The 25,991-nt window shown below is 72.0% G+C and carries 19 protein-coding genes and 1 pseudogene; 11 read left to right on the top strand and 9 right to left on the bottom strand.

Annotation, left to right across the window (positions count from 1 at the left end; translation table 11 throughout):
* Positions 1-4: 4 nt before the first annotated feature.
* Genes ACGFT2_RS04145 through ACGFT2_RS04130 form a run of 4 tightly spaced genes read right to left on the bottom strand, consistent with a single transcriptional unit; the run spans position 5 to position 4,547 of the window.
* Positions 5-709, bottom strand: a complete 705-nt coding sequence (locus ACGFT2_RS04145; protein ID WP_393273272.1) for a transporter — start codon at positions 707-709, stop codon at positions 5-7.
* Positions 706-2,100, bottom strand: a complete 1,395-nt coding sequence (locus ACGFT2_RS04140; RefSeq protein WP_393273270.1) for a flavin monoamine oxidase family protein — start codon at positions 2,098-2,100, stop codon at positions 706-708. Before ACGFT2_RS04140 ends, ACGFT2_RS04145 begins: the two co-directional genes overlap by 4 nt.
* Complete coding sequence (locus ACGFT2_RS04135) at positions 2,084-3,019, bottom strand: alpha/beta fold hydrolase (RefSeq protein ID WP_393273268.1); 936 nt, start codon at positions 3,017-3,019, stop codon at positions 2,084-2,086. The genes ACGFT2_RS04140 and ACGFT2_RS04135 overlap by 17 nt, the downstream gene beginning before the upstream one ends.
* A complete protein-coding gene (locus ACGFT2_RS04130) occupies positions 3,012-4,547 on the bottom strand; it encodes a flavin-containing monooxygenase (protein WP_393273266.1) in 1,536 nt (511 codons plus the stop codon). Before ACGFT2_RS04130 ends, ACGFT2_RS04135 begins: the two co-directional genes overlap by 8 nt.
* A 128-nt stretch (positions 4,548-4,675) precedes the next feature.
* Between ACGFT2_RS04130 and ACGFT2_RS04125 the strand changes: the two genes are divergently transcribed.
* Complete coding sequence (locus tag ACGFT2_RS04125) at positions 4,676-5,029, top strand: hypothetical protein (RefSeq protein WP_393273264.1); 354 nt, start codon at positions 4,676-4,678, stop codon at positions 5,027-5,029.
* A 287-nt stretch (positions 5,030-5,316) separates the two neighbouring features.
* Here the strand turns inward: ACGFT2_RS04125 and ACGFT2_RS04120 are convergent, their stop codons facing one another.
* The gene (locus tag ACGFT2_RS04120) at positions 5,317-5,925 is read right to left on the bottom strand and encodes a helix-turn-helix domain-containing protein (protein WP_393273262.1); all 609 of its coding nucleotides are present in this window, start codon (positions 5,923-5,925) and stop codon (positions 5,317-5,319) included.
* A gap of 526 nt (positions 5,926-6,451) precedes the next feature.
* Here ACGFT2_RS04120 and ACGFT2_RS04115 point away from each other — a divergent pair.
* On the top strand, positions 6,452-7,687 hold the full coding sequence (locus ACGFT2_RS04115; protein WP_393273260.1) for a PucR family transcriptional regulator: 1,236 nt from the start codon (positions 6,452-6,454) through the stop codon (positions 7,685-7,687).
* 2 nt (positions 7,688-7,689) lie between these two features.
* Here the strand turns inward: ACGFT2_RS04115 and ACGFT2_RS04110 are convergent, their stop codons facing one another.
* Positions 7,690-8,979, bottom strand: coding sequence for an MFS transporter (locus ACGFT2_RS04110; RefSeq protein ID WP_393273258.1), 1,290 nt, complete (start codon positions 8,977-8,979; stop codon positions 7,690-7,692).
* A 563-nt stretch (positions 8,980-9,542) separates the two neighbouring features.
* Here ACGFT2_RS04110 and panD point away from each other — a divergent pair.
* Both panD and ACGFT2_RS04100 read left to right on the top strand, forming a co-directional pair.
* Positions 9,543-9,962, top strand: coding sequence for an aspartate 1-decarboxylase (panD, locus tag ACGFT2_RS04105; RefSeq protein WP_393273256.1), 420 nt, complete (start codon positions 9,543-9,545; stop codon positions 9,960-9,962).
* A 32-nt stretch (positions 9,963-9,994) separates the two neighbouring features.
* Complete coding sequence (locus ACGFT2_RS04100) at positions 9,995-10,339, top strand: GNAT family N-acetyltransferase (RefSeq protein WP_393273255.1); 345 nt, start codon at positions 9,995-9,997, stop codon at positions 10,337-10,339.
* A 686-nt stretch (positions 10,340-11,025) separates the two neighbouring features.
* Here the strand turns inward: ACGFT2_RS04100 and gndA are convergent.
* Positions 11,026-12,465 (bottom strand): NADP-dependent phosphogluconate dehydrogenase, encoded by a 1,440-nt coding sequence (gndA, locus tag ACGFT2_RS04095; protein ID WP_393273253.1) that lies wholly within the window; start codon positions 12,463-12,465, stop codon positions 11,026-11,028.
* A 271-nt stretch (positions 12,466-12,736) separates the two neighbouring features.
* On the opposite strand from gndA, the gene ACGFT2_RS04090 reads away from it, so the two are divergent.
* A complete protein-coding gene (locus tag ACGFT2_RS04090) occupies positions 12,737-13,981 on the top strand; it encodes a transglycosylase family protein (RefSeq protein ID WP_393273251.1) in 1,245 nt (414 codons plus the stop codon).
* A gap of 717 nt (positions 13,982-14,698) precedes the next feature.
* Here ACGFT2_RS04090 and ACGFT2_RS04085 read toward each other — a convergent pair.
* A pseudogene (locus tag ACGFT2_RS04085) lies at positions 14,699-15,518 on the bottom strand (DMT family transporter); the annotation flags it as partial.
* A gap of 721 nt (positions 15,519-16,239) precedes the next feature.
* Between ACGFT2_RS04085 and ACGFT2_RS04080 the strand changes: the two are divergent.
* From ACGFT2_RS04080 to ACGFT2_RS04055, 6 genes are all read left to right on the top strand, one after another.
* Positions 16,240-16,992 (top strand): (2Fe-2S)-binding protein, encoded by a 753-nt coding sequence (locus ACGFT2_RS04080; protein ID WP_393273249.1) that lies wholly within the window; start codon positions 16,240-16,242, stop codon positions 16,990-16,992.
* A 41-nt stretch (positions 16,993-17,033) separates the two neighbouring features.
* Positions 17,034-18,185, top strand: coding sequence for a glycogen synthase (gene glgA, locus ACGFT2_RS04075; RefSeq protein ID WP_393273247.1), 1,152 nt, complete (start codon positions 17,034-17,036; stop codon positions 18,183-18,185).
* A 49-nt stretch (positions 18,186-18,234) separates the two neighbouring features.
* Entirely contained in the window at positions 18,235-19,455 is a 1,221-nt protein-coding gene (glgC, locus tag ACGFT2_RS04070) for a glucose-1-phosphate adenylyltransferase (protein WP_393273245.1), read from the top strand.
* 146 nt (positions 19,456-19,601) lie between these two features.
* Complete coding sequence (locus ACGFT2_RS04065) at positions 19,602-21,923, top strand: GH92 family glycosyl hydrolase (protein WP_393273243.1); 2,322 nt, start codon at positions 19,602-19,604, stop codon at positions 21,921-21,923.
* 142 nt (positions 21,924-22,065) lie between these two features.
* Positions 22,066-23,397, top strand: a complete 1,332-nt coding sequence (locus ACGFT2_RS04060; protein WP_393273241.1) for a wax ester/triacylglycerol synthase family O-acyltransferase — start codon at positions 22,066-22,068, stop codon at positions 23,395-23,397.
* A gap of 324 nt (positions 23,398-23,721) precedes the next feature.
* Complete coding sequence (locus ACGFT2_RS04055; RefSeq protein WP_393273872.1) at positions 23,722-25,230, top strand: SDR family NAD(P)-dependent oxidoreductase; 1,509 nt, start codon at positions 23,722-23,724, stop codon at positions 25,228-25,230.
* A 46-nt stretch (positions 25,231-25,276) separates the two neighbouring features.
* On the opposite strand, the gene ACGFT2_RS04050 is transcribed toward ACGFT2_RS04055, so the two are convergent.
* Positions 25,277-25,672 carry a hypothetical protein gene (locus ACGFT2_RS04050; RefSeq protein WP_393273239.1) on the bottom strand — a complete coding sequence of 132 codons (396 nt, stop codon included), beginning with the start codon at positions 25,670-25,672 and terminating at the stop codon, positions 25,277-25,279.
* Between the last annotated feature and the right edge of the window lie 319 nt (positions 25,673-25,991).

Raw genomic sequence — 25,991 nt, 5'->3', positions numbered from 1 at the left:
GGGTTCATGCGAGGGTTTCGGTTGCGCGGGCCGGGTTCGCGTCCAAGGCCGCGGTGCGGTCGTGCAGTGCGCGGTAGGCGCGGAAGTAGACGAATCCCTGGGTGCCCCAGGTCGCCAGCGCGGCGGTGTAGAAGATCGTGCGGTTCGCGTCGTCGAACGGCAGGGGGAAGAAGTCGTAGGTGATCGCGATGGCGGTCCCGGCGGCCGTGACCAGTCCCGTCCAGATCGCCGGCCACCTCGCGCCTGCCCCCCAGAGACGCTTGACGAAGTACCCGACGAAGACCGCCGTGAGCAGATTGACGACGACGTAGTACACGGCGACCGAGTACGCGGCGCGGTCGGTGTGGAGATCCGCGCCGTGGAAGTGCCGGAGGAACAGGCCGGCCGCCGTCGCGACTGCGAACACGCCGACATCGACGCCGAGGCTCGGCTTGTAGCGGTGGGTGACCTTCATCAGGCCCATGACCAGGATGAGCGTGATGCCGACCGACCTGGAGAACGCGTCGAAGAAGTACGCCACGTCGTAAAGGACGCTGCCGCTGTCGCCACCGAGCAGCGACCAGAGCAGGAAGTTGCTGCCCGAGGTCGCGACGACCATCCACTCGAGGCCGAGGAGGTAGTTGCCGTACCGGCGGATGAACCGCCATCCGTAGAAGTAGCCGGCGAAGATCATCCACAGGTCGGCCAGCAGGAACAGCGCTTCCTTCACCGCAGCGCCCCCTCTCGCACGTCGTGGGACAGGAGGGCGGTGACGCGCTCGGCGGCGCGCTGACCCGTCAGCACCGCGCCGTTCATGGTGCCGGCCCACTCGCCGGCGGTTTCGGTGCCGGCCCAGTGGATGCGCCCGTGTGGCTCGGTCAGCGCCTTGCCGTAGCTCACAGTCGCGTGGGGGCCGGCGGCAGGGTGGGGGCCGCCCGGGGCGAACGGTTCCGATCCCCAGCAGTGGTCCAGGTAGTCGATCGGGGTGCGGGCCTGCGGACCGTAGAGGTCGACGAGCTGCTGGACGACCAGGTCGCGTCGGGTCTCGGGGTCGAAGCCGTCGAAGACGCGGGGGTCGCAGAAGGCCATCAGGACGCCCGGTCCGCCGGGGCCGGGCGACACGTCGAAGGTGATGAACACGGTGCCGGTGTCGGTCACCGCCTCGCCGGAACAGCCGTCGGCCCGCCAGAACGGCTTCTCGTACGCCACGAACGCCTTGCTCAGCACGCCCATGCGCCAGGTTCGCGCGAGCCCTTCGGCCTGCTCGGGCAGAGCGGGATCGAACGCGATGGCGGCGCGGTGCGCCGGCGCGGCCGTGACGATGGCGTACCCGGCGTGGATCTCGCCGGAGTCGGTGTGGACGGTGACGCCGTCGTCGTCCTGCGTGACGCGGCGCACCGGTGTCTCCAGGCGCACGCGGTCGCCGAGCCGCTCCGCCACCCGTTTGGCGATCTCCTGGGTGGTTTCGACGAACCGGTCCTGGTTCGCTCCGCCCTCGACGTCCAGCATGTGGTTGAGCCCGCCCGCTGCACGGATGTAGCGCAGTACGTGCAGCAGGGAGACGTCTCCCGGGGTGCAGCCCCACTGCACCTTGCTGACGATGGTCATCAGCGCACGGGTGCTGGGCAGCGCGTTCTTCCGGTCGAGCCACTCGCCGAACGAGATGGCGTCCAGCCGGGCCGCTCCGGGTGTCTCCCATGGGGCGTTCACGTCGATGGTCGCGACCAGTTTGTTCACCGCCGTCTGCATGCGGGCCATGTCCACCAGGGTCGCGGGGGAGACCTTGGGGATGGTGCCGTTGTAGGTGCGGCGCCGGCCTGCCAGCCACAGCACGTTGCGACCCTGGTCGAACTGGCCGGTCGTGGTACACCCCATCCGGTCCGCGAGGTCCCGGACGGCGGTGTGGCGTCGGGCCACCCACGTCGCTCCGAGGTCGACCTTCACGCCTGCCACCTCGCCGGAGAGCGATCGGCCTCCGACCCGGTCGCGGCCTTCCACGACCAGGACGGACCGCCCCGTGCTCACCAGCCGCTCGGCGGCGCTCAGACCGGCGAAGCCGGCACCGACGACGACGACGTCGACCGCGGTGTCCCCGGAGCCGGGCTTACGAGATCCGGACATGGTTTCCTCCTTCACCCACGCGGTTCGCGTGCTGCGAGACGTACCGGGTGACGGTGCCGACGAGGGCCTCGGGGATGTGGTGGCCCATGCCGGGAATGACCACGTGCTGGGCCGAGCGGATCGCCTTCACCGTCGCTTCGCCGCCGCTCGGGTCGACCAGCAGGTCCCGGTCGCCGTTGATGACCAGCGTCGGGGCCGCGATGTCGCTCAACCGGGCCGTCCGGTCTCCGGAACGCTGGATGGCCTGGATCTGTCGCGCCGTGCCGGCCGCCGGATCACCGGCGCTGCGATCCCATCCACGCGCCGCGATGGCAGCCTCCGCCGCGTCGTCGATGGGATACCCCGTTCCCGCGACGTGCCTGGTGATCCGCAGGTGGGCACGGACCGCCGCGGTCCTGGTCCTCGCCGGTGGTGCGGCGAGCAGCCGGATCGTCGACAGCGCCGGCCGGCCCACCTTCTTCGCCCCGGTTGTCGAGTAGATGGAGGTCAGCGACAGAACGCGCTCCGGCGCCGTGGCCGCGATCGTCTGCGCGATCATCCCGCCCATCGACCGCCCCACCAGGTGCACCCGCGAGATCCCCAGCCAGTCCAGCACGCCGACGGTGTCCTGGGCCATGTCGGCCAGCGCATACGCGTCGCTGCGCGGGCGCGCGGCGATCTGACGCCAGAGCGCCGGAGGGGGCGCGGCGACGAACGTCGACTGGCCGACGTCACGGTTGTCGATCGCGACGACCCGGAAACCGCGGGCGACGAGCGAGCCGAAGAACGAGTCGGTCCAGAAGGTGAGATCCTCACCCAATCCGGCGATGAGCAGGATGGCGGGGTCGGCCTGGTCGCCGAAGTCCCGGAAGCAGATCCTCATCCCGGACGGCAGGGCCGCGTACTGGTCGGTGCTCTCCGCGCCGCTCGTCTCAGACATGGGTCGCCCGCCTCCCACCGGGCAGGTGCGCGGCCGGCCCGCCGGCACCGAACTCGAGGTGCTCGTCGGCCACCGGACCGCGCAGGGCCTTGGCGTCCTCGGGGTAGGACATCGCCATCCGCCAGGGCTTCTCGAGGCCCTGCTTGGGCAGGAACTTCTCGCCGCGCCTCGCGTAGCCGGCCTGGAGGTCCATGACGGGCCTGCGCTCCATCCCGGGCTGCGCGATCGGGACCACCCTGTCGTGTCCGTGGGCGTCCATGTGCCTGACCAGGTCGATGAAGTAACGGCACATCAGGCTCACCTTGAGCGTCCACGACGAGGTGGTGTAGCCGATCGCCATCGCCCAGTTGGGGATCCCGCTCAGCAGCATCCCGCGGTAGCAGACCGCGTCTGCGATGTCGACCTCGCGGCCGTCGACGACGATGGGCATTCCGCCGAAGAGCTGCAGGTTCAGCCCCGTCGCGGTGACGATGACGTCCGCTTCCAGCTCCTCGCCCGAGCTCAGCACGATTCCGCGTTTGCTGAACCGCGAGATCGTGTCGGTGACTACGGTCGCGGAACCCTTCTTGATCGCGTCGAAGAAGTCACCGTCCGGTGCCAGACACAGGCGCTGGTCCCACGGGTCGTACGGCGGGCTGAAGTGCTTGTCGACGTCGAACCCCCTGGGCAGCCGCTTGACGTTCTCGCGCCGGATCAACCGACGCCCGGCCTTCGGGAACGTGCGCAGTCCCTTGACGACGGCGCGGTCGAGCCAGATGTTCTTGAACCGCGTGACGGCGTACCCGCGCTTCTCCCCGAGCACCTTCGTGAGCGCCAGGGCGGCCTTGTCGACGCGAGGAAGGGCCATGACGTACGTCGGGGTCCGCTGCAGCATCGTCACGTGCCGGGCGGCGCCGGGCCCGGTGGCCATGGCCGGCACCAGGGTGATCGCGGTCGCGCCGCTGCCGATGACGACGACCTTCTTGCCGCTGTAGTCGACCGTCTCGGGCCAGTGCTGCGGGTGGACGACCGTGCCTTCGAAGTCGTCGCGTCCCGGGAACCGGGGGGAGAATCCCTCGTCGTACCGGTAGTAGCCGGTGGCGGCGAACACCCATCCGGCACGGATCGTCTTGGTTACGGTCCCTTCGCCGGTGGGGTCGGCCGCCTCGACGGTGAGGGTCCACTGCGAGTCGTACGAGGACCATTCCGCCCTGACGACCCGGTGGCGCAGCCTGATGAGGGGCTCCAGGTGGTTCTCCTCGACCGTCTCCCGGAGGTAGTCCCGGATCAGTGGCGCATCGGCGATCGCGGCTTCGTGACGCCACGGCTTGAACTCGTAGCCGAACGTGTGGAGGTCCGAGTCCGAGCGGATGCCGGGGTATCGGAACAGATCCCACGTGCCACCGATGTCGCCGCGGCCCTCGAGCACGAGCAGGGACTTGCCGGGGAGCTCTCGGCTGAAATAGCTGGCCGCACCGATTCCGGAGATCCCCGCCCCGATGATGACCACGTCGAACTCCTCGACGGCGTCAAGCACCTCAGTTGTCATGGTGTTTCCTCGCTGTTCCCGGGGTGGTGATCTCACTGTCGCCAGCCACGGTCACGGGCGGGAACGACAGCGTGCACCGGCTGGGCGCCGGGCTCGGTGCACGTTGCACAAGTCGGCAGCTCCTGGTCGTGGACGTCGGCATCGTGGGCCGCGGTGGCGCCCACGGCCTCACGGCGAAGCCCCTGCTGCCTTCGATCCCGGGGAACGGCTCCCTGGGCCTCGGCATGATGTTCGCCTTCTACGGGTTCATCGGCTTCGAGGCGACGGCCGTGTTCCGCGTCGCGGCAAAGGACCCCGGCGTCACGGTCCCCCGAGCGACGTATGCCGCGATCCCGGTGATCGGGATCTTCTCCTCGTTCACCGTGTGGGCGGTCGTGGTGGGTGTCGGCGTCGACTCGGTGACCGGCGCCGCGAAGGCCGACCCCGAGGGCCTGGTCCGCACGCTGGCGCGGAGCTACGTCGGTCGGCCTGGTTCGACGTGATGCAGTTGCTCCTGATCACCAGTCAGTTCGCGTGCGTGGCCTTCCACAACGTCGTGACGCGCTACCAGTTCGCGTTGTCCCGGGCCGGCGCCCTTCCGGCGCCGCTGGGTCGTTCACCCCCGGCACCGGGCGCCGTCAGCGTCCTCGGCCGTCGTCTCGGCGGTCGCGTTCGTCACCACGCTCGTCGTCGTCGCGCTCGGCCTCGACCCGATCGCGAACCTCTACGCCTGGTTCTCCGGCGCCGCCACCCTCGGCATCGTCCTGCTGTTCGGACGTGCAGGGCGGCTCTAGGACGGTTCTCGCGCGACACGAAGGAGCGGAGGCGACAGGACCCACAGGACCTCGCTCACCGTCGTACCCGGATTGTCGAACTGGTGAAGCGTCTGACCGGAGAACGAGGTGGACACACCGGCTGACAGCATCCGGGTCTCGCCCCCGACGATCAGACGGGTCGAGCCGCTCAGTCCGAGCGCGAAGATCGTGGTGGTGTCGAGCCGATAGGGACCACCCGTGCCCCCGCCTGGCTCGATCACGGAACGGAAGACTTGGAACGCCGTGGTGTCGGCAGGCGTGAGCAGGTACTCGGTGACGCCTTCACCGCCCATGTCGATCCGGCTTCCACCCTCCACGACCTGCTCATCCGGGTAGGCGAACAGCTCGCCGACCCCGATCTGCAGCACATCGCAGACGCGCAGCAACGTCGCGACGGACACGTTGGTGAGACCACGCTCCAACTGACTCAGGAAGCCCTTGGTGACGTCTGCCTGACGCGCAACCTCCGTCAACGACAACCCGCGGCTGAGCCTGATCTCCCTCAGTTGCGCGCCTGTGGATGCTTCGAGGGCAGGGGAGCCCTTCGCCGCCCCACCTGCTCCGCTGCTGCCATCCGTGGACATCGTGTACTCACCGCCCGTCCAAAGGTCGAGGTCGCGTGGCCTTCGGGTGACAGGCCGACTCGGACGAGCCCCCTCCGTGAGACGAGGCTAAGGCATGCGCCCCACGGGCAACTGGTGCCCCTTCAGACGGGGCGACGTCGCCGAACCCCTTGCAGCACGACCGACGGCGTGATAGATCTTCCGCCGTTTACCAATACTAAACACGACACCCCTGGAGACCCCGTGCGCGCCACCTCACGGTTGGGAGACGAGGGCTTCCCATGTTCCGCTTGCCTCGGCGCCGACTGACGACGAGCAGCAGAGCAGACGACGACGGATCCAGCTTCTCCGGCCTGCCGAACGCATGGCGGTCTCGGGGCCGGCAGCCGCCGGCGCACCGTGGTAGCGGCCTGACGCCCCCGCTGACGTCGGCCGGTGGCAGGCCTCGCCATCGCTGACGGCCCTGCCACCGGCCGGCCCTTCCTCTGGCTGTGACACGGCATGTCGGGAGCGCCGGCCTCTCGGGATCAGAGGGAGACTCGAAGACATGGAAGAGCTGTGGCCCCCGCCCCCGCGCGAGGTCGCTGATGCGATCAGGTCACTGTGCCAGCGCCTGTTGACGGAAACGGACGCCTTGGTCAACGCTCTCGCGGGGCCCGCTCTCGTGGCCCAGAACGATCCCGCCCTCCTCGCGGACGCATCGCTGGCCGAGGAGGATCGCGCACTCAACCGCTCTGATCTTGTCCAATGGCTGACCGCGAACGTCCAGCATCCGGGGCGGCGGGTGGAGCCCTACGTCGGCCCGAGGACCACGGCGTACATCAACGATCTCGTCTCCCGCGGCATCGCGCCCGACTTCGCTGATGCCTGGCGCGTGGCACTGGGGATCGGCTGGCGGCGATGGCTGGAGGAGTGCGTGGCGCACTGCGCCGCCCCCGACCTCCTCGTGGGGGTCCTGGACGTGTCGGCGAAGTCGCTGGCGCAGTACGCTCTCGACTCGGTCGCGGCCCTGCGTGAAGCCGGCCTCGCCGCTGCGATGGGCAATGCGGGTGCCGAGGCGGTCGCACTGATCCAGCTGATCGCCGGCGGAGCGCCGATGGCGGAGGATCTCGCCGAGGGGCGCCTGCGCTACCGGCTGGCGCGGTGGCACGTCGGTCTCGTGTTGTGGGTCGATGATCCCGAGCAGGCCGACGCCCTGGACGGAGCGATCCCGGCGATGCGCGCCGCCGGCGCGGGCCGGAGCGCCCTGGTGGCACGTGCCAGTGCCACGTCGCGGTGGATCTGGTTCTCGGGGCCGGGCATCCCGGACCTTCACCATGTGGAGAAGGTCATGGCGACGGCTGGCGTGGTTCGCGCGGCGGTGGGAAGGCCCGGACACGGACTCGAAGGGTTCAGGTCCAGCCACCAGGACGCCCTCGCGGCGCAGGCGCTGGTCACCCGGCTCGGGTCCGACCGGCGCCTCACCGCCTACGCCGACGTCGAGCTGATCGACGCGCTCACGAAGGACGGTGCCGGCGCCCGTCGGTTCGTCGTCAACACTCTCGGGCCGTTGGCCGAAGCGGACGTAGCACTACGGCAGGCGCTCCTCACCTACGTGCAGTGCGGCTTCAACACCACCCGGGCGGCCGCCAGCCTCTACGCGCACCGAAACACCGTCGAGCGGCGGGTCTCGCGCGCCAACGAACTCTCGGCCGTCAAGGTCGAGGACAACCCGACCCATGTGGCGGCGGCGCTCCTCGTGCTGGACATCGCGCCCGGCATCGTGGCGACCGGACCGAGCTGAGTTCACACCACGGCGTCGTGGTGCTCGAGCTTCCCGAACCAGTGGAGTGCCGGGAACGCGAGCAGGGTAGCGGCCGACAGGACCCCGAACGCGATCTCGGGGCGGCTGACGAAGAGTCCGACGGCCGTCGTCAGCAGTACGCCTCCCAGATTGCCCGCCATCCAGATGAGGCCGGCCGCCGTGCTCTCGGCTTCGGGCGCGTGCCGCTCGCTCAGGGAGAGCACGATGGGAAGAGCCGGGAGCAGCACGAAGCCTGTCCCCAGGAGCGTGAGGAAGGCCATGGGCGTGCTCGGGACCAGGGCGAGATGCAGGCAGGCCCCGGCGGTGAAAGCGATCGCGGCGCCCATGACCTGAACCTCGCGGCCACGCCGATCCGCCCAGACGGGCACGACGGCGCAGCCGATCACACCGGCGGTCATGGTCAGCGCGAGAATGAGGCCGGCGGAGGATCCGGGGACTCCCGCCGGCGCCAGCAGCGGTTGCACGAACGTCGCGAGTGCGATGAACGTGCCCATCGGGATGGCGACGACCCCGCACAGACGTCGGACGTGGTGATCGCCGAGTGCCGCGCGGAAGGCCCGGAGTCCGCCCGTCACGGATGCGGTCTCGGGGCTCGCCTGCGGCGCGCAGCGAAGCGCCCCGACGAGACAGAGCCCGGCGTCCATGGCGATCAGGGCGGTGATGAGGGTGAGGGTACGGATGTGGCTCTCACCGGGCAGAAACGCGCCGAGTAGGTAGCCCAGGACCATGCCGGCGAACGTGGCGGAGGATGCGGCGGCGATTCCGGTGGCGCGGTGCTTTTCGGCGAGGTAACCCACGGCAAGGCCCGGTATGGCGTTCAGGATGAAGGGCTGTCCCACGGCGGCGACGACCTGTCCGACGAACGCCCAGGTGAAGTCGTCGGCGACCAGCCGCAGGAACGCCCCGGACGCAGTGAGCAACGCGCCGACCACGAGGGCTGGGCGGAGAAACCGGTCGAGCGCGATGCCGGCAGGGATGGCAAGAAGGACGTAGATCAGCGGGAAGACCTGGGACAGCCAGCCGATCGCGCCGATGGAGACGCCGAAGTGCTGCGCGGCGTCCTGCGTCACGGGCGCGTAGTTCACGAAGAGCGCCTGGGTCGCGGCCGCCAGGAGTCCGTAGGCGAGGAAGACCAGCCACCGGCTCCTCGTGTGCTGCTCGACGTGCGGCACAGCCGTCGGCGAGGCTGCGCGTGTGTGCTCGCTCGCGCTGGTGAGCGGCGCGTGACGACCGAGCGGCTCGCCGCGCCTCCGGGCGCTGCGCCGGATCATGACTGCGGCGACTGCACCTACACCTACGGCGGCGGCTCCGCGCGCTCGCCGCCGAGCGGTCGTCAACTCCGGCATCCCATTGTCCTTGTCGGTCGACGGTGGTGCTCCACTGTCGCGATCCGGATCCTCTCCGGGTACGGCACACTGCACCCGGCTTCGCGCCGCGCTGTGCACTCGGCACTACCGGGGTAGGCCCAGGCGCACCGCGGGCTGCGTCCGCGGGCGCGCTGTTCACGCAGGCCGAGAGCCGTCTCCACGCATCGCCTCGTCAGTCGCGCCCGGGATGTGAACTGCGATGTCCTTCGGCTCCCTGACGTCCCGTCGGTCAGGCCGGCGTTTCGTCGGCACCAGTCCTGTGCATTCAGCGAAGAACGTCGTGCAGGTGCATGCTCGGCGACTTCACGGCCAACCCGGTCCGCGCTGAAGCCGCAGGTGCGGGCCCTGCGCGCCGAAGTGAAGCGACGTTCCTCACAGTCATCGAGTCCGGTGCGTGCCAGCGGTACAGTGAAGATCGCCCTTGACCTGTACAAAGCAGGCAGGGAGCCGTCTTCCAGGAGTCCAAAGTGCTGCGTACTCTGTTCAAGTCCAAGATCCACCGTGCCACCGTCACTCAGGCCGACCTGCACTACGTGGGCTCGGTGACCATCGACGCGGATCTCCTCGACGCCGCCGACCTGCTGCCGGGCGAGCTCGTGCACATCGTCGACATCACCAACGGCGCCCGGCTGGAGACGTACGTCATCGAGGGTGAACGCGGGTCCGGGGTGATCGGCATCAACGGGGCCGCCGCCCATCTCGTGCGCCCCGGAGACCTGGTGATCATCATCAGCTACGCTCAGGTCACCGACGTCGAGGCACGGCAGTTGCGGCCCAAGGTCGTACACGTCGACGGTGACAACCGGATCGTGTCCCTCGGCGCCGACCCGTCCGAGCCGGTGCCCGGCTCCGACCAGCAGCGCAGCCCGCAGGCCGTCAGGGCCTGAACGGCGGACCAGGACCAGGAGCGTGCGTGCCGATGAGCGAGACCGACATCCGCGACGACCGTGCGGCGGGCCGCCTGGAGGCCGTCGGCGAGGGTGAGGTCGTCGGCCGTATCGAGTACTTCGTCCTGGAGACACCCACGCGTGCCCTGGTTCCCGTGCACACGATCGTGGAGCCCGCCCACGAGGGCAAGGGCATCGCGGGCTCCCTGGCCCGTGAGCTGTACGCCGTCGCGGAGCGCGAGGGCGTCCCGGTGGCCCCGCTCTGCCCCTACGTCGTCCAGTGGGCCGAGCGCCACCCCGACGTCGCCCCGCCGGCCGACCCGGACCTGCTCGCCGCCGCCGAGGACTGGCTCCGCGCCCACCCCGAGAAGTTCTGACCGCCGTAGGCCGAGTGCTTCTCCTTGCCGTAGGGCGAGTTTCCGCGCTGCCACCAGCTTGAAGTGCCTGTGCTGCCGTCGGGTGAGTGACCGAGCGGCCTCCGGGTAGGCGGGGGAGTAGTCCAGAGGTGACGTCCAGCGACTGTCCGGAGGACTCGATGACGAACCCGTACCCCGACCCTTTGCCGCCGGGACCGGGACCGACCCCGCCGGATCCCTATCCGAGCCCGGTGCCGACGCCGCAGCCAGGTCCCGAGCCCAGCCCGCCCGGTCCCGGCCCGGAGCCTACGCCGCCCCCGCCGGGCCCCGATCCGACCCCGCCCCCGGCGCCCCCGGCCCCGGGCCCGCCGGAGCCCTCGCCCTCTCCGATCCCGCCGGGACCGGAGCCGGTTCCCAGCCCTGAGCCCGGCCCACCGCTCAGCTGAGCGCACCCCAGACGCCGGAGGCACCACAGAGGTCAGCGGCACCCCAGAGGTCAGAGGCACCCCAGACGCCAGAGGCACCGCGGGCGCCGGAGACAGAGGAACCGGAGGCGACCGGAACATCGGAAGCGGCAGAGGCACCGGAGGCGCCGGACGGCCGCCGCGGGGGCGAGGTGATCCCGGCGGCCGGCAGGAGGCGTACGGCCTCGGCGGCCCCTGGTTCTGGCCCCGCCCGTGGAGGGCGGGGCCCTGCGGGGGGAACCCCTAGGCCGAGACCTCCGACCGGTCTCCGCCCCACAGCGTGTGGAACGACCCGTCACGGTCGACCCGCCGGTACGTGTGGGCCCCGAAGAAGTCCCGCTGCCCCTGCGTCAGTGCCGCCGGCAGCCGCTCAGCGCGCAGCGCGTCGTAGTACGCCAACGCCGCGGCGAAGCCCGGCGTCGGCACCCCCTGCCGGGTCGCGGCGACCAGTACCTCGCGCCAGTCGTCCTGGGCCGCGGCGATCTCCCGGGCGAACGTCTCGTCCGACAGAAGGCTCGGCAGGTCGGCGCGGGCGTCGTACGCGGCGCGGATGCGGTCCAGGAACGCGGCCCGGATGATGCAGCCACCGCGCCAGATCGCGGAGACCGCGCCGAGGTCGATGTCCCAGCCGTACTCCTCGCTGCCCGACGCCAGCTCGTGGAAGCCCTGCGTGTACGACACGATCTTGGACGCGTACAGCGCCTGCTCCACCCGGTCCGCGAAGGCCGCCGCCTCCGACTCGCCCAGCGCGGCCGGCTTCGGCCCGGCCAGGCCCCGCGAGGCCTCGCGCAGCGCCGCGTGCCCGGACAGGGAGCGCGCGAAGACCGCCTCCGCGATACCGGACACCGGAACGCCCAGGTCCAGGGCGATCTGCACCGTCCAGCGGCCGGTGCCCTTCTGTTCGGCCTGGTCGACCACGACGTCCACGAACGGCTTGCCCGTCGCCGCGTCCACATGGGACAGCACCTCGGCGGTGATCTCGATCAGGTAGGAATCCAGCCGCCCGGTGTTCCAGGTGCGGAAGATGTCCGCGATCTGCGCGGGCGAGTACCCGGCGACGTCGTGCAACAGCTGGTACGCCTCGCCGATCAGCTGCATGTCGGCGTACTCGATGCCGTTGTGGACCATCTTCACGAAGTGCCCGGCGCCGTCGGGACCACAGTGCGTGACGCAGGGGGCGCCGTCCGCCGCCTTCGCCGAGATCTTCTCCAGCATGGGTCCGAGAGACTCGTACGACTCCTTCGAACCGCCCGGCATGATGCTCGGTCCGTGCAGCGCGCCCTCCTCGCCGCCCGAGATGCCCGTGCCGACGAAGTGGATGCCCCGCTCGCGCAGCTCCCGCTCCCGGCGCCGGGTGTCCGCGAAGTGCGCGTTGCCCCCGTCGATGATCATGTCCCCGGGCTCCAGCAGCGGTGCGAACTCCTCGATCACCGCGTCCGTCGGATCGCCCGCCTTGACCATGATGACCAGCCGGCGCGGGCGTTCCAGCGCCGCCACGAAGTCCTCGGCGGTCTCGGCCGCGATGAAGTCCCCCTCCTGCCCGAACTCCTCCACCAGCGCCTTCGTCCGCGAGACCGTACGGTTGTGCACGGCGACCGTGTAGCCGTTGCGGGCGAAGTTGCGGGCGAGATTGCGGCCCATGACCGCGAGTCCCGTGACGCCGATCTGCGCTGAAGTGCTCATACCGCCTGCTCCCTAGCTGCCTCGTGACTACGGCTTCGTCAGTACGTGCCCTCGCCCATCCTGACGTGCCGCTACGGCGAGCGCACATCCGACCCGCCACGCTTGTTTACGCGGCAACCGCGCCCCGAGCCTCAGTCTTCGGGGATCTGATGCAAGGAGCGGCCGTTACCGGCCACTTGGCTGCGGTGCAAGGCCGGTTTCCTGTCTTGTCATGGCCGGTTCGCCGCGCTTACTTTTGCCCCTCCTGACGCATGCCGAGGGGATTTCGGACATGGCCGTACGCGGCCGGCACCGCCGGTACCAGCCGAACAGGATCAACCGCGCCTCGCTCACCGTCACTGCGGGCGGCGCCGGTCTCGCCATCCCGCTGGTCGCCGCCGGCACGGCCGACGCCGCCGACGTGGCCACCTGGAACAAGGTCGCCGCCTGCGAATCCAGCGGCAACTGGGACGTCAACACCGGTAACGGCTATTACGGCGGGCTCCAGTTCACCCTGTCCACCTGGGAGGCGTACGGCGGCACGCGCTACGCACCACGCGCCGACCTCGCGACCAGGGACCAGCAGATCGCCGTCGCCGAGAGGGTGCTCGACGGGCAGGGGCCGGGGGCCTGGCCGGTGTGCTCCGTGCGGGCCGGCCTGACGCGGGGCGGCGCCGCACCCGGTCCGCACACGGACGACTCCGCCGCGCAGCCCGCCGGCACCGGTTCGAAGGCCCGGGCCGCGAAGGCCGGTCCGGGGCAGGACGTGCGGCCCCAGACCACCCCGCAGTCCCGCGCGGGCCGGGCCGAGATGTACACGGTGGTGCACGGTGACACCCTCTCGGGCATCGCCGGCGACCACGACGTCCGGGGCGGCTGGCGCGGGCTGTACGCGGGCAACCGCGCGACGATCGGCGCCGATCCCGACCTGATCCTGCCGGGTCAGCGGCTCAGCCTGCACCCCACCGGTACGGCGCCCGACGCCCACACCACGGCCAAGCCGCCCAGACGGAAGACCGCTCCGGCGAAGAAGGCCCCGGCGGAGAGGGCCCCGGCGGAGAGGGCCCCGGCGGAGAAGAGGAGATCCCCGTCGGAGCGGAAGTCCGCCCCCCACCACGCCTCGCCGGGCGGTCACTCGTTGGCGGCGCCCGTGGCCGCGCCCATCGGCACCGGCTACCACGTGGCGGGCTCCCACTGGTCGAAGGGCTACCACACGGGCGTCGACTTCCTCGTGCCCACCGGCACTTCGGTGCGGGCCGCGGAGGCCGGGCAGGTGGTGTCCGCCGGGTGGGGCGGCTCCTACGGCTACCAGGTGGTGCTCCGGCACGCCGACGGCCGCTACACCCAGTACGCGCATCTGTCGGCCATCTCCGTGCGGGCGGGCCAGGGCGTCACCACGGGTCAGCGCCTCGGCCGCTCCGGTGCCACGGGTAACGTCACGGGCCCGCATCTGCACTTCGAGGTGCGCACCGGGCCCGGTTTCGGCACGGACATCGACCCGCTCGACTATCTGCGCTCCGGCGGCGTCAGGATCTGACCCGCTCACGCCGCCGCCGGTCCAGGACCGGCAGCGGTACGTAGATGCCCAGCGCCGCGCACGACACGGGCAGCTCGTGGTCGGCCGGCGGTGCGCCACCCTCGGTGTCGCCGCCGCCGTCCGCACCCGGTACGAGCAGCTCCCGCAGGATCGGTTCGGCCGGCTCCCGCAGAGCCGGACCGGCCGAGCCCGGAAGCACGGCTTCCCCCGGCTGCCGGGGCACACCGTCGACCGGGCCGCCCGCCACCGGGCCGCCAGCGACCGGCTCCAGCCCCGCTGTCTCCGGAAGGTCCGGCTCCAGTACGACCGGCCACTTCCCGACGCCCCGATCCCGCAGAACCGGCTCCCCGGTCCGCACCGGCTCGGTCTTCCCGGCCTGCACCGGCTCGGTCTCCCCGGTCCGCACCGGCTCGGCGGTCTCGGCGTCCGGCACGCCCGGTGCCGGCCGGCCCGTCGTCCTCGTCTCGGCCTCCGCTGCCGGGCGCTGCGGCGGCACGGCGAGGAACGCGTGCGGCGCGTGAGCCGGTTCGGGGGCGGTGGGAACGGGCTGCGGCGCGTGAGCCGGTACGGGGGCGGTGGGAACGGGCTGCGGCGATGCAGGCTCCTCCGTGGTCGCCGTGGTCGCCGTGGTCGCCGTGGTCGACGCGGTCCCGGGGCCGGGGGCGTCCTCGACGCCCGCGGCCGTCCTCCGGTCCGCAGTCGGTCGTGCGTCCTCCATCCGGTCCGTGGTCAGCATGATCAGGCCGCCCGCCGCCACCACCCCGCAGCTCAGGGCGAGCACGGTGCCCGTCGTGCCGTAGCGGAACGTCTCGCCGAACATGAGGATGCCGACCGCAGCGGCCAGTACCGGATTGACCACGGTCAGCGTGGCCAGCGGAGCGGCGAGGCCGCCTCCCCGGTAGGACGCCTGGGACAGCAGCACGCCGGCGGCGGCGAACACGACGATCACCCCGAGGGACGGCAGGTCGCTCGGGCCGATGTCCCGGGACCAGTCGACGGCGACGGTCTTGGTGAACACCGACGACATCCCGAAGGCTATGCCGGAGGCGGTCGCGAGCAGCACGCTGCGCACCGCCGGGTGCCGGTGTGCCGCCAGGCCCGCGCACATCAGCGCCACGACCACGCCGCCGGTGACGAGCGCGACCGCCACCCGCTGGGTGCCGTCGAGGGAGTGCGCGTCGGAGGAGCCGACCAGGGACAGCAGACCGGACAGGCCCGCCGTGGCCATGAGGGCGCCGCGCCAGGCGGTGGCACCGGCCTTGCGGCCGACGAACAGCGCCGCCATGGGCAGTGCGAAGACGATGGTCAGCGCGCCCAGCGGCTGTACGAGGCTGAGCGGGCCGTAGGCGAGCGCCACGACGTGCAGCACTCCACCGAGGCCGTTGAGCGCCAGTGCCCCCCACCAACTCGCCCGGCGCAGTGGCAGATAGCCGCTGTCGGGGGAGGACACCGCGACCTGCTCCTGCACGATCGCTCCGCCCGCGTAGGCGAGGGCCGAGACGAACGACAGGAGCACGGACACCGCGAGGGCGCTCATCGGCGTCTCCCCTGCGTGAGGCGGGGGCCCCGACCCTGCGGGTCGCGGGGGTCCAGGGCCCGGCGCGGCGGACTGTCGGCTTCCATGACCAACACTCTGCCCGCCCGCAGTCTTCCCGTCGTCGTCCCTGAGCACGCGATGCGTCCTACTGCCGATGGAGTACGCCGGCGGTGCGATCATCCTCGAGACGGGTGCCGTCCGCTGTCCGCCCCGTGCCCCAACCGCCGTCCGGTGCGGGCCCGGTGTCCCGCGCGAGACGGGTGCAGTGGGTGCGGTGCCCGCGTCCCGCTCTCCGTCAGCCGGGGTCCCGCGTCCCGCTCTCCGTCAGCCGGGGTCCCGCGTCCCGCTCTCCGTCAGCCGGGGTCCCGCGTCCCGCTCTCCGTCAGCCGGGGTCCCCGTGTCCCGCTCTCCGTCAGCCGGGGTCCCGCGTCCCGCTCTCCGTCAGCCGGGGTCCCCGTGTCCCGCCCGCCGTTCGGGCCTGGTACTAGTGCCTGTCGTGGACCTCGATCGCGACCTCGCCGCGCTCCGCCCGCTCGGCGGCTTCTTCGCCCTGCGCACGGCCCCGCCCGGGGCCGAAGCCGGGAGCGCAACCGGAGCCGAAGCCGGAGCCCCAGCCGGAACGGGAATCACAGCCGGAGCCACAGCCGAAGCCGGAGCCCCAGCCGGAACGGGAATGACAGCCGGAGCCACAGCCGAAGCCGGAGCCCCAGCCGGAACGGGAGTGACAGCCGGAGCCGGAGCCACCGCCGGCCCGGGCGCGCCCCCGCCCGGCGCCCGCGCATCCTCGCCGGTACCGGCTCCCCTGCCCGCGTGGCCGGTGACCCTCGCCGAGGCCTATGAGGGGTCGGCGCCGGGCGGGCGGCGCGACGCGCTGAGGGTGCGCGTCGACACCGTCGCGGGCCGGCTCCGGGCCCCGGAGCCGCGCGTCGCCGCGTCCGTCGCGCAGCTGGGACTGGCGGCCCGGCTGTGGTCGGTGGCCCTGGGCTGTGCCGTCCTGTACGGCAGGCTGCCGGACCTCGGCCCCCGCCTGCTGCGCTGGGACCCGCTGGCCTCCGCCCCCGACGACCTGTGGCTCACCGAGGTGCGCCCGCTGCCCGGGGACGCGGACGCGGCCGCCCTCGCCCGTACCGTGCTGCACGGGCATCTCGAGCCCCTGGCGGCCGCCTTGCGAACGCACCACGGCGTCGCGGCGGGCCTGCTGCGCGGCAACTCCGGTTCGGCGCTCGCCGGTGCGGCCCGTGAGCTGGACCGCTGGGCCCGTGCCGGCGGCCGCGACGACCTGGCGGACCGGGCCGGCGCCCTCACCGACGACCTCTTCGCCCACCCCCTCCTGCGCGCCACCGGCACCCGCACCGGCACCGTCTTCCGCCGCCACAGCTGCTGCCTGTACTACCGCGTCCCCGGCGGCGGACTCTGCGGCGACTGCTGCTTCACCCGGTCGCCGCGCTCTTCCCCGCGCGGCGCATCTGGGTGACCATGAAACGGAACCTGCCGCCGGAACAAAGGGGTTGTCGGGTGCGAGTGGGACTGCTGACCCGGGAGTACCCCCCGGACGTGTACGGCGGTGCCGGTGTCCATGTGGAGTTCCTGGCACGGGAGTTGAGCGCTCTGGTGGACCTGGAGGTGCACTGCTGGGGCGAGGGCCGCGGCGTCGGTGTCGTACGCCACCGGCCCTGGCCCGTGCTCGACGGCTCCAACGACGCGCTGCGCACCTTCTCCGTGGACCTGTCCATCGCCGCCGCCCTCGAAGGCCGCGAACTCGTCCACTCCCACACCTGGTACGCGAACCTCGCCGGCCACTTCGCCAAACTGCTGTACGGCGTCCCGCACGTGGTGACCGCACACTCGCTGGAGCCGCTGCGGCCCTGGAAGGCCGAGCAGCTCGGCGGCGGATACGCGTTGTCGGGCTGGGCCGAGCGCACCGCGATCGAGGCCGCCGACGCGGTGATCGCCGTCTCCGGGGCCATGCGCGAGGACATCCTGGCCTGCTACCCGGCGCTGGACCCGGCCAGGGTCCAGGTGGTCCACAACGGCATCGACACCCGCCTGTACCGGCCCGACCACGGCACCGACGCCCTCACCCGGCACGGCATCGACCCTGCCCGCCCCTACGTCCTGTTCGTCGGCCGCATCACCCGGCAGAAGGGCGTCCCCCACCTGCTGCGCGCGGTACGGGAGATCGACCCGGGCGCGCAGGTGGTCCTGTGCGCGGGCGCGCCGGACACCCCCGAGATCGACCGCGAGTTCCGCGAGCTGTACGAGGAGCTGAGCGGGGGCCGCGAGGGCGTGTTCTGGATCCCGCAGATGCTGCCGCGCCCCGAGGTGATCCAACTCCTCACCCACGCCGCGGTGTTCGCCTGCCCGTCGGTGTACGAGCCGCTCGGCATCGTCAACCTGGAGGCGATGGCCTGCGGCACCGCGGTCGTCGCGTCCCGGGTGGGCGGCATCCCGGAGGTCGTGGACGACGGCCGTACCGGCCTCCTGGTCGACGCCGGCGACGACTTCGAGGCGCGCCTCGCCCGGGCACTGGACGCCGTGCTCGGCGACCCGGAGGCGGCGCGGCGGATGGGGGAGGCCGGACGGCAGCGCGCCGTCGGGGAGTTCGGCTGGGACGCGGTGGCCCGGCGCACGGCCGCACTGTACGAGGAGATCCGCAAGCAGGCTTAGTCCGGCCCGCGCGGGGCATCCATGGTTCACCAGGGTGAGGGGAGCGGCCATGCGTCGTGGAGGGCCTTCGGTTCTCGGGATCGTGCTGGCGGGCGGGGAGGGCAAACGCCTGATGCCGCTCACCGCGGACCGCGCCAAACCCGCGGTCACCTTCGGCGGGACCTACCGCCTGGTCGACTTCGTCCTCTCCAACCTCGTCAACGCCGACGTGCTGCGGATCTGTGTGCTGACCCAGTACAAGTCGCACTCGCTGGACCGGCACATCACCACCACCTGGCGGATGTCCAGCCTGCTCGGCAACTACGTCACCCCGGTCCCGGCGCAGCAGCGGCTCGGCCCGCGCTGGTACCTGGGCAGCGCCGACGCGATCCTGCAGTCCCTGAACCTGGTGTACGACGAACAGCCCGAGTACGTGGCGGTGTTCGGCGCCGACCACGTCTACCGGATGGACCCGCGCCAGATGCTCCGGGAGCACGTCGAGAGCGGTGCGGGCGTGACCGTGGCCGGCATCCGGGTGCCGCGCGCGGAGTCCTCCTCCTTCGGGGTGATCACACCGGGCTCGGACGGCCGCAGCGTCCGGCGCTTCCTGGAGAAGCCGGCCGACCCGCCGGGTCTCGCCGACGATCCCGAGTGCGTGTTCGCCTCGATGGGCAACTACATCTTCACCACCAAGGCGCTCATCGAGGCGCTCCAACGGGACGCGGAGGACGGCCAGTCCGTGCACGACATGGGGGGCTCGATCCTGCCCCAGCTCACCGCGCGCGGCGAGGCCCGGCTGTACGACTTCAGTGACAACCACGTGCCCGGCGAGACCACCCGCGACCAGGGTTACTGGCGGGACGTGGGCACCCTGGACGCCTACTACGAGGCGCACATGGACCTGATCGCCGAGCGCCCCGCCTTCAACCTCTACAACCGCCAGTGGCCCGTCTACACCCACTCGGGCCAGCTCTCCCCGGCCCGCTTCAACGCCGGTGGCATCGCGAGCGAGTCCATCATCAGCGCGGGCTGCCTGATCCGCGGCCAGGTCACCCGGTCCGTGCTGTCCCCGGGCGTACGGGTCGATCCGGGTGCGGTCGTGCAGGGTTCGGTGCTGCACGACAACGTGCGCGTCGGCCGGGGCGCGGTCGTGCGCGGTGCCGTCCTGGACAAGAACGTCGAGGTACCGCCCGGCGCGACGGTCGGCGTCAATCCGGACCGCGACGCGGAGCTGTACACCGTCTCCCAGGGCGGAGTGATCGCCCTCGGGAAGGGCCGGCAGGTCTCCTGACCACGCGACGGGCTGTCCGGCGGACGGCCCGTCAGGGCATCTTTCCGCGCGACGCGTTTGACACCACCTTGTCGGAATGCCCGGATTCGAACCGTTCTGCCGCCACGATGCAGGCAACGACGTCGAAACTCCGGAGGTCATCCGAGATGAGAGGGACCCGGCGCACGCGGCTGTGCCTGGCCGGCGTGATGGCAGCGTCCGCGCTGATCGCCACCCCCGCCGCACGTGCCGCCGAGCGGACCGACGGCCACCTCACCGATCTGGTCAACCCCTTCATCGGGAGCCAGAACGAGGGCAACACCTTCCCCGGCGCGGCCGTGCCCTTCGGCATGGTGCAGCTTTCCCCGGACACCGGGCACAGCACGGGCTACGACTACACGCAGAACCGTATCCGCGGCTTCTCCCTGGTCCACCTCTCGGGCGTGGGCTGCCGCATCGGCGGTGATCTGCCCGTGCTGCCCACCACCGGCGACGTCACACAGACGGACTACACCCGCTACGCGGCCGCCTTCTCGCACGAGGACGAGGAGGCGAGCCCCGGCTACTACCGGGTCGGCCTCGCCTCCGGCATCCGCGCCGAGCTGACCGCCACAGCGCGCACCGGCGTGCAGCGCTACACCTTCCCGGCCACCGGCAAGGCCAACGTCCTGCTGAACGCGGCCCAGTCGCTGCACAAGGCGGCCGGCAGCACCGTGGAGATCCTCGACGACCGCACCGTACGCACCGAGATCACCGGCCACGGCTTCTGCCGGGACACCGGCCCGTACACGGTGTACACGATCACCCGCTTCAGCAGGCCCTTCACCGCCTACGGCACCTGGGACGGCTCCACCGTCACCCCGGGTTCCCGCAGCGGACGCGGCGGCGCGTACGTCCGCTTCGACACCACCGGGGACCGCACGGTGGAGGCGACCACCGCGCTGTCGTACGTCGACGCGCGCGGTGCCGCCGGCAACCTGCGCGCCGAGGGCGGCCGGCCCTTCGACGCCGTACGCCACCGGGCGCGCGAGGAGTGGGAGCGCCGGCTCGCCGACGTCCGGGTCCGGGGCGGCACGGCCACCCTCCGCCGTACCTTCTACTCCTCGCTGTACCGGTCGTTCCTCGCGCCCAACGTCGGCAGCGACGCCGACGGCCGCTACACCGGCTGGGACCGCCGTACCCACCGCGCGGCCGGGTTCACGTACTACCAGAACTGGTCGCTGTGGGACACCTATCGCACCCAGATCCAGCTCCTGGGCCTGCTCGCCCCGCGTGAGGCCCGGGACATGGCCCGGTCGGTGCTCGCCGTCGACGAGGACGGCGGCTGGCTGCCCAAGTGGGGCTACGGCCCGGTCGAGACGAACATCATGAGCGGCGATCCGGTCACCCCGTTCCTGACCACCGCCTACCACCTCGGCCTGCTCCGGGGGTTCGAGGAGCGGGCCTACCGCGCGCTGCGGAAGAACGCCGACGGCGTACCGCCCGCCGAGTACCCGGGCGTCGGCCGGGAGGCCAACTCCGAGTACCTCGCCCGGGGCTTCGCCCCCTACGTCAAGGGGCGGCCGTACGCCAAGGTGGGCGACTCCGACTACCACCACGGCGCCTCGGTCACCCTGGAGTACGCGCTCGCCGACGCCATGCTCGCCCAGATGGCCCGCGGCCTGGGCCACGAGGACGACGCCGCCCGCTACGCCGCCCGGTCGCGCAACTACCGGAACATCTTCGACCCGGCCACCGGCTTCTTCCGCGCCCGCGACGCCTCCGGCGCCTTCGCCGGGCCGCCCGACCCGGCCCGCGGCACCGGCTTCCACGAGGGCACCGCCTGGCAGTACCAGTGGCTGGTCCCGCAGGACCTGCCCGGCATGGTCGGCCTGATCGGCGGCAAGCGCGCGGCCGACGACCGGCTGGACGCCTTCTTCGCCTACGACCGGCTGCTCGCCGACCCCCAGCGGACCGCCCGCGAGGTGTGGGTGCACGGTGACCCGTACGCCTACTACAACGCGGCGGTGTACAACCCGCAGAACGAGCCCGACCTGATCGCGCCGTACACCTACCTGGCCATCGGCCGGCCCTGGAAGACCACGGACGTGGTGCACGCGGCGCTGACCCTGTTCACCGACACCCCCACCGGCATGACCGGCAACGACGATCTCGGCACGATGTCCGCCTGGAACGTGCTGTCGTCCATCGGGCTGTTCCCGATCCAGCCCGGCTACGACACCTGGGGACTGTCCACCCCGGTCTTCGACCGCGTCCACCTCACCCTCGACCGCCGCTACTGGCCGGGCGGCGAACTGACCGTCACCGCGCCCGGCACCTCCGCCGCCGACCGGTACATCCAGGCCGTCCACACCGACGGCCGGGCGCACGGGCGGACCTATCTGACGACCGGCGGGCTGCGGTCCCTGCGCTCGCTGGTGTTCACGGTCGGCCCGCGCCCGTCTGAGTGGGGCACGTCACCCGGCGCGGCACAGCCGGTACTGAGGTGACCTCGCCTCACCTGGGCTCCGCCCCCCTGGGCGGGGCGGGCCTTGATCTGTCTTTAACTGTACGTAACCTGATCGTACTTGACCGTAATCGGCGGGCGGCGATTGACTGCAGATCCACCCGTCGTCGACGTGCGAGGCAACCTTGACTTCCGACCTGCTCGCTCCGCTCGACCTGGCCTTCTGGAACATGGAGTCCGACCGGCATCCGATGCACCTCGGAGCGCTCGGCGTCTTCGCCGCGCACTCGCCCACGGCCGGGGCCCACGCGGCCGACCTGCTCGCCGCCCGGGCCGCCGCCGTACCGGGCCTGCGCATGCGTATCCGCGACGTCTGGCAGCCGCTCGCCTTCGGCGGGGCGACCCGCGAGGCCGCCCCGGACTTCGACCCGCTCGACCATGTAAGGCTGCACGCGCCCGCCACCGACTTCCACGCGGCCGCCGGCCGGTTGATGGAACGCCCGCTGGAGCGCGGCCGGCCGCCGTGGGAGGCGCATGTGCTGCCCGGGGAGGACGGCGTGTCCTTCGCGGTGCTGTTCAAGTTCCACCACGCACTCGCCGACGGACTGCGCGCGCTCAAGCTGGCCGCCGGACTCCTGGACCCGGTGGAGCTGCCCGAGCGCCCTCCCCGCGCCCTCGAGCCGCCCCGGGGCCTGCTGTCGGATGTGCGCCGACTGCCGGGCCGCGTACCCGAACTCCTCAAGGGCGCGCTGTCCGACGTGGGCCGCGCCCTGGACATCGGTGCCTCGCTCGCCCGGTCCACGCTCGGCATGCGCCCGTCGTCGGCGCTGACCTCCGCACCCAGCGGCACCCGCCGCACCGCCGGGGTCGTCCTCGACATCGACGACGTGCACCGGGTGCGCAAGAGCGTGGGCGGGACCGTCAACGACGTCCTCATCGCCGTCGTGGCAGGCGCTCTGCGCCGCTGGCTGGACGAGCGCGGCGACGGCAGCGCCGGGGTGGCGCCCCGCGCCCTCATCCCGGTCTCCCGGCGCCGCTCGCGCACCGCCCACCCGCAGGGCAACCGGCTCTCCGGGTACCTGATACCGCTTCCGGTCCATGATCCCGACCCGCTCGGGCGTCTCGCGACGGTGCGCACCGCGATGGTCCGTAACAAGGACGCCGGTCCCAACCGGGGCGCCGGTGCCGTCGCGCTGCTGGCCGACCACGTCCCGGCCCTCGGTCACCGGCTCGGCGGGCCGCTCGTCGGGCAGGCGGCCCGGCTGTGGTTCGACATCCTGGTCACCAGCGTGCCGCTGCCCGGTGTGGGCCTCCGGCTCGGCGGCCACGAGCTGACCGAGGTCTATCCGCTGGCCCCGCTGGCTCCCGGGCAGTCGCTGGCGGTCGCGATCTCGACGTATCGCGGCCGTGTCCACTTCGGGCTGGTCGCCGACGCGCAGGCCGTGCCGGACCTGGACGTGTTCGCCCGGTCGGTGTCCGACGAGGTGGAGACGCTGCTGTCCGTCTGCGACGCCTGAACGCGCGGCCTGCGGGCTTTCGCGTCCGGAGGGGCCCGGCGGTCCGGAGGTGGCCCGGCGGTCCGGAGGGGCCCGGCGGTCCGGAGGGGCCGCGCCAGGCCCCTCCGGGACCCGGCGCGGCCGGGTGCGGCCGGGCGGTCGAGGCGGCCGGGTTTGGCCGTACGGCCCGCCGCTCCGTAAAATCCCCCCTTCGAGGGCGGGCGCGAGTCGGAGCGCTGCGCGGGTGATCAGGGAAGCGGCAGCGCGATGACGGTGACAGAGGACGGGTCTGCGTCCACGGAGGTCCCCATGGACGTCCCCATGGACGCCTCCACGGACGTCCCCATGGACGCCTCCACGGACGTCCCCACGGACGCCTCCTTGGACGAGGTGGTCCACGGACCCGGCATCGACCCGGAGCGCCTGGCCGTCTGCCTCGGCGTGCTCGAGGAACTGGACCGGATCGACGTCGACCACCCCGACGCGATCAAGGTGCGCCGCGCCACCTCGCACATCTACCGCACGGTCAAGCAGCGCCGCCGTCAGGAGCGCCGGGCCGCCAAGACCGCGCACGACCGTGCGGTCACGGAGGCCACGGCCACCGGCTCCGCCGAGCGCATCGACGACGAGACCGAGGGCATCCTGCCCTCCTCCAAGATCGAGTCCGGCAAGATCGCGGGGATACTCCAGCGCCCGCGCTCCTGCTACACCTGCAAGGGCCGGTACGTGGAGGTCGACTACTTCTACCACCAGCTCTGTCCCGACTGCGCCGCGGTCAACCGGGACAAGCGCGACGCCCGTGCCGACCTCACGGGCAAGCGTGCGCTGCTCACCGGCGGCCGGGCCAAGATCGGCATGTACATCGCACTGCGGCTGCTGCGCGACGGCGCGCACACGACGATCACCACCCGGTTCCCCAAGGACGCCATCCGCCGTTTCAAGGCGATGGAGGACTCGGCGGACTGGATGCACCGTCTGGAGGTCGTCGGCATCGACCTGCGCGACCCGGCCCAGGTCGTCGCGCTGGCCGATCAGCTCGCCGAGGCGGGCCCGCTGGACATCCTGATCAACAACGCCACGCAGACGGTGCGCCGCCTGCCCTCCGCCTACGCCGCCCTGGTCGAGGGCGAGAGCGCCCCGCTGCCCGCCGGGGAACTGCCCGCCCACCACGTGATCGGCGCCTTCAACTCCGGCGCGGTCGGTGAACTCGGCGGGTCGGCCGCGCTGCCCATCGGCATCAGCGGCCTCGACGCGCAGAAGGTCGCCGACCTCGCCCTCGTCGCGGGCAACGCCAGCGTCGCCCGGCACCTCGACGGCACCGCCATCGACGCGGGCGGCCTGCTGCCCGACGTCGTCGAGAGCAACACCTGGGTGCAGACGATCGAGCAGATCTCCCCTGTGGAGCTCCTCGAGACCCAGCTGTGCAACTACACCGCGCCGTTCATCCTGATCAGCAAGCTCCGTCCGGCCATGGCCGATGCCGCCGCAAAGGCGACGAGCGGTCGGTCGTACGTCGTGAACGTCTCGGCCATGGAAGGCGTCTTCGGCCGCGGCTACAAGGGCGCCGGCCACCCGAACACCAATGCCGCCAAGGCCGCGATGAACATGGTGACGCGGACCAGCGGCGAGGAGATGTTCCAGGCCGACGGCATCCTCATGACCTCGGTGGACACCGGCTGGATCACCGACGAGCGCCCGCACTACGACAAGCTGCGCCTGGCCGAGGCGGGCTTCCACGCCCCGCTCGACCTGGTCGACGGCGCCGCCCGCGTCTACGACCCGATCGTGCGCGGCGAGGCGGGCGAGGACCTGTACGGCGTCTTTCTGAAGGACTACGCGCCCGGCAAGTGGTGACCGGCCCCGCGGCCGCCGGCGCAAGACCGGCCGGACCTCGGGCGCCTCAATCCACCGCGCCCAGCCGGGAGTTGCGGGCCGCCACCAGTCCCAGGACCGTCCGCCAGTCCTCCAGCACGCCCGCGTCGATGCCGCCCGTCCGGCTCTCCTCGTCCGCCCGGCGCAGGCGCAGCACATCCTCGGCGCCGGGTCCCGCGTCCCCGCGCACCAGCCGGAACACCCGCTCGCCGAGGAGGCCGCGCACCGCCTCGGCGGCACTGCGGGCCCGCGCCGGCTCGTCGCCCGGGCAGAGCACCGGCCCGATGCCCCGGACCAGCCCGGCCACCTGGAGTTCCTTGTCGGCCGGACGGCTGCGGCGCAGCAGCGCGGCGGCCCGCAGCGCGTGCTGGTGCCGGCCGGCGTACAGCAGATCCATCAGCTCCTCGACGCTGCGCAGCTCCATGCGCCGGTCCTTCCGCGAGACGGCCGTTGCCCGCGCCAGCAGACCATGGCCGGCTTGCGGCACGGCCAACGGCACTTGAACTGCGCCGCGCCCCGCGTGGGCGGGTGGCCGGACGTCCGGGCTCGCGTCCCGCGTGGGCGCGTAGCCGGGCCTCCGGGTGGCCTCCCGGGCTCGAAGGGGCGTTCGCCGCTGTAGGCCGAGCGGGTGAATCGGCCCGTCCGGCGAGTGATGCGGTTTGTTGCAAATAGCTGCATATTGGGGTGCATTGGGGGGCTGGATGACGCGCATAAGTTACAGCTTGTTTGCACTCCCTATCGAG

It is taken from the genome of Streptomyces sp. NPDC048514 (genome assembly GCF_043199955.1).
Taxonomy (GTDB): domain Bacteria; phylum Actinomycetota; class Actinomycetes; order Streptomycetales; family Streptomycetaceae; genus Streptomyces.
The sequence above is the reverse complement of the archived record's forward strand: the minus strand, read 5'-3'. Positions and strand labels throughout refer to the sequence as shown.

Bases quoted from the DNA above. Each gene is read 5' to 3' on its own strand.
- ACGFT2_RS04065 (WP_393273243.1), top strand. From the start codon at position 19,602: ATGAGAGGGACCCGGCGCACGCGGCTGTGCCTGGCCGGCGTGATGGCA.
- ACGFT2_RS04135 (WP_393273268.1), bottom strand. From the start codon at position 3,019: ATGTCTGAGACGAGCGGCGCGGAGAGCACCGACCAGTACGCGGCCCTG.
- ACGFT2_RS04120 (WP_393273262.1), bottom strand. From the start codon at position 5,925: ATGTCCACGGATGGCAGCAGCGGAGCAGGTGGGGCGGCGAAGGGCTCC.
- ACGFT2_RS04050 (WP_393273239.1), bottom strand. From the start codon at position 25,672: ATGGAGCTGCGCAGCGTCGAGGAGCTGATGGATCTGCTGTACGCCGGC.
- glgC (WP_393273245.1), top strand. From the start codon at position 18,235: ATGCGTCGTGGAGGGCCTTCGGTTCTCGGGATCGTGCTGGCGGGCGGG.
- gndA (WP_393273253.1), bottom strand. From the start codon at position 12,465: ATGAGCACTTCAGCGCAGATCGGCGTCACGGGACTCGCGGTCATGGGC.
- ACGFT2_RS04110 (WP_393273258.1), bottom strand. From the start codon at position 8,979: ATGATCCGGCGCAGCGCCCGGAGGCGCGGCGAGCCGCTCGGTCGTCAC.
- ACGFT2_RS04140 (WP_393273270.1), bottom strand. From the start codon at position 2,100: ATGTCCGGATCTCGTAAGCCCGGCTCCGGGGACACCGCGGTCGACGTC.
- ACGFT2_RS04115 (WP_393273260.1), top strand. From the start codon at position 6,452: ATGGAAGAGCTGTGGCCCCCGCCCCCGCGCGAGGTCGCTGATGCGATC.
- ACGFT2_RS04100 (WP_393273255.1), top strand. From the start codon at position 9,995: ATGAGCGAGACCGACATCCGCGACGACCGTGCGGCGGGCCGCCTGGAG.
- ACGFT2_RS04130 (WP_393273266.1), bottom strand. From the start codon at position 4,547: ATGACAACTGAGGTGCTTGACGCCGTCGAGGAGTTCGACGTGGTCATC.
- ACGFT2_RS04055 (WP_393273872.1), top strand. From the start codon at position 23,722: ATGGACGCCTCCACGGACGTCCCCACGGACGCCTCCTTGGACGAGGTG.
- ACGFT2_RS04090 (WP_393273251.1), top strand. From the start codon at position 12,737: ATGGCCGTACGCGGCCGGCACCGCCGGTACCAGCCGAACAGGATCAAC.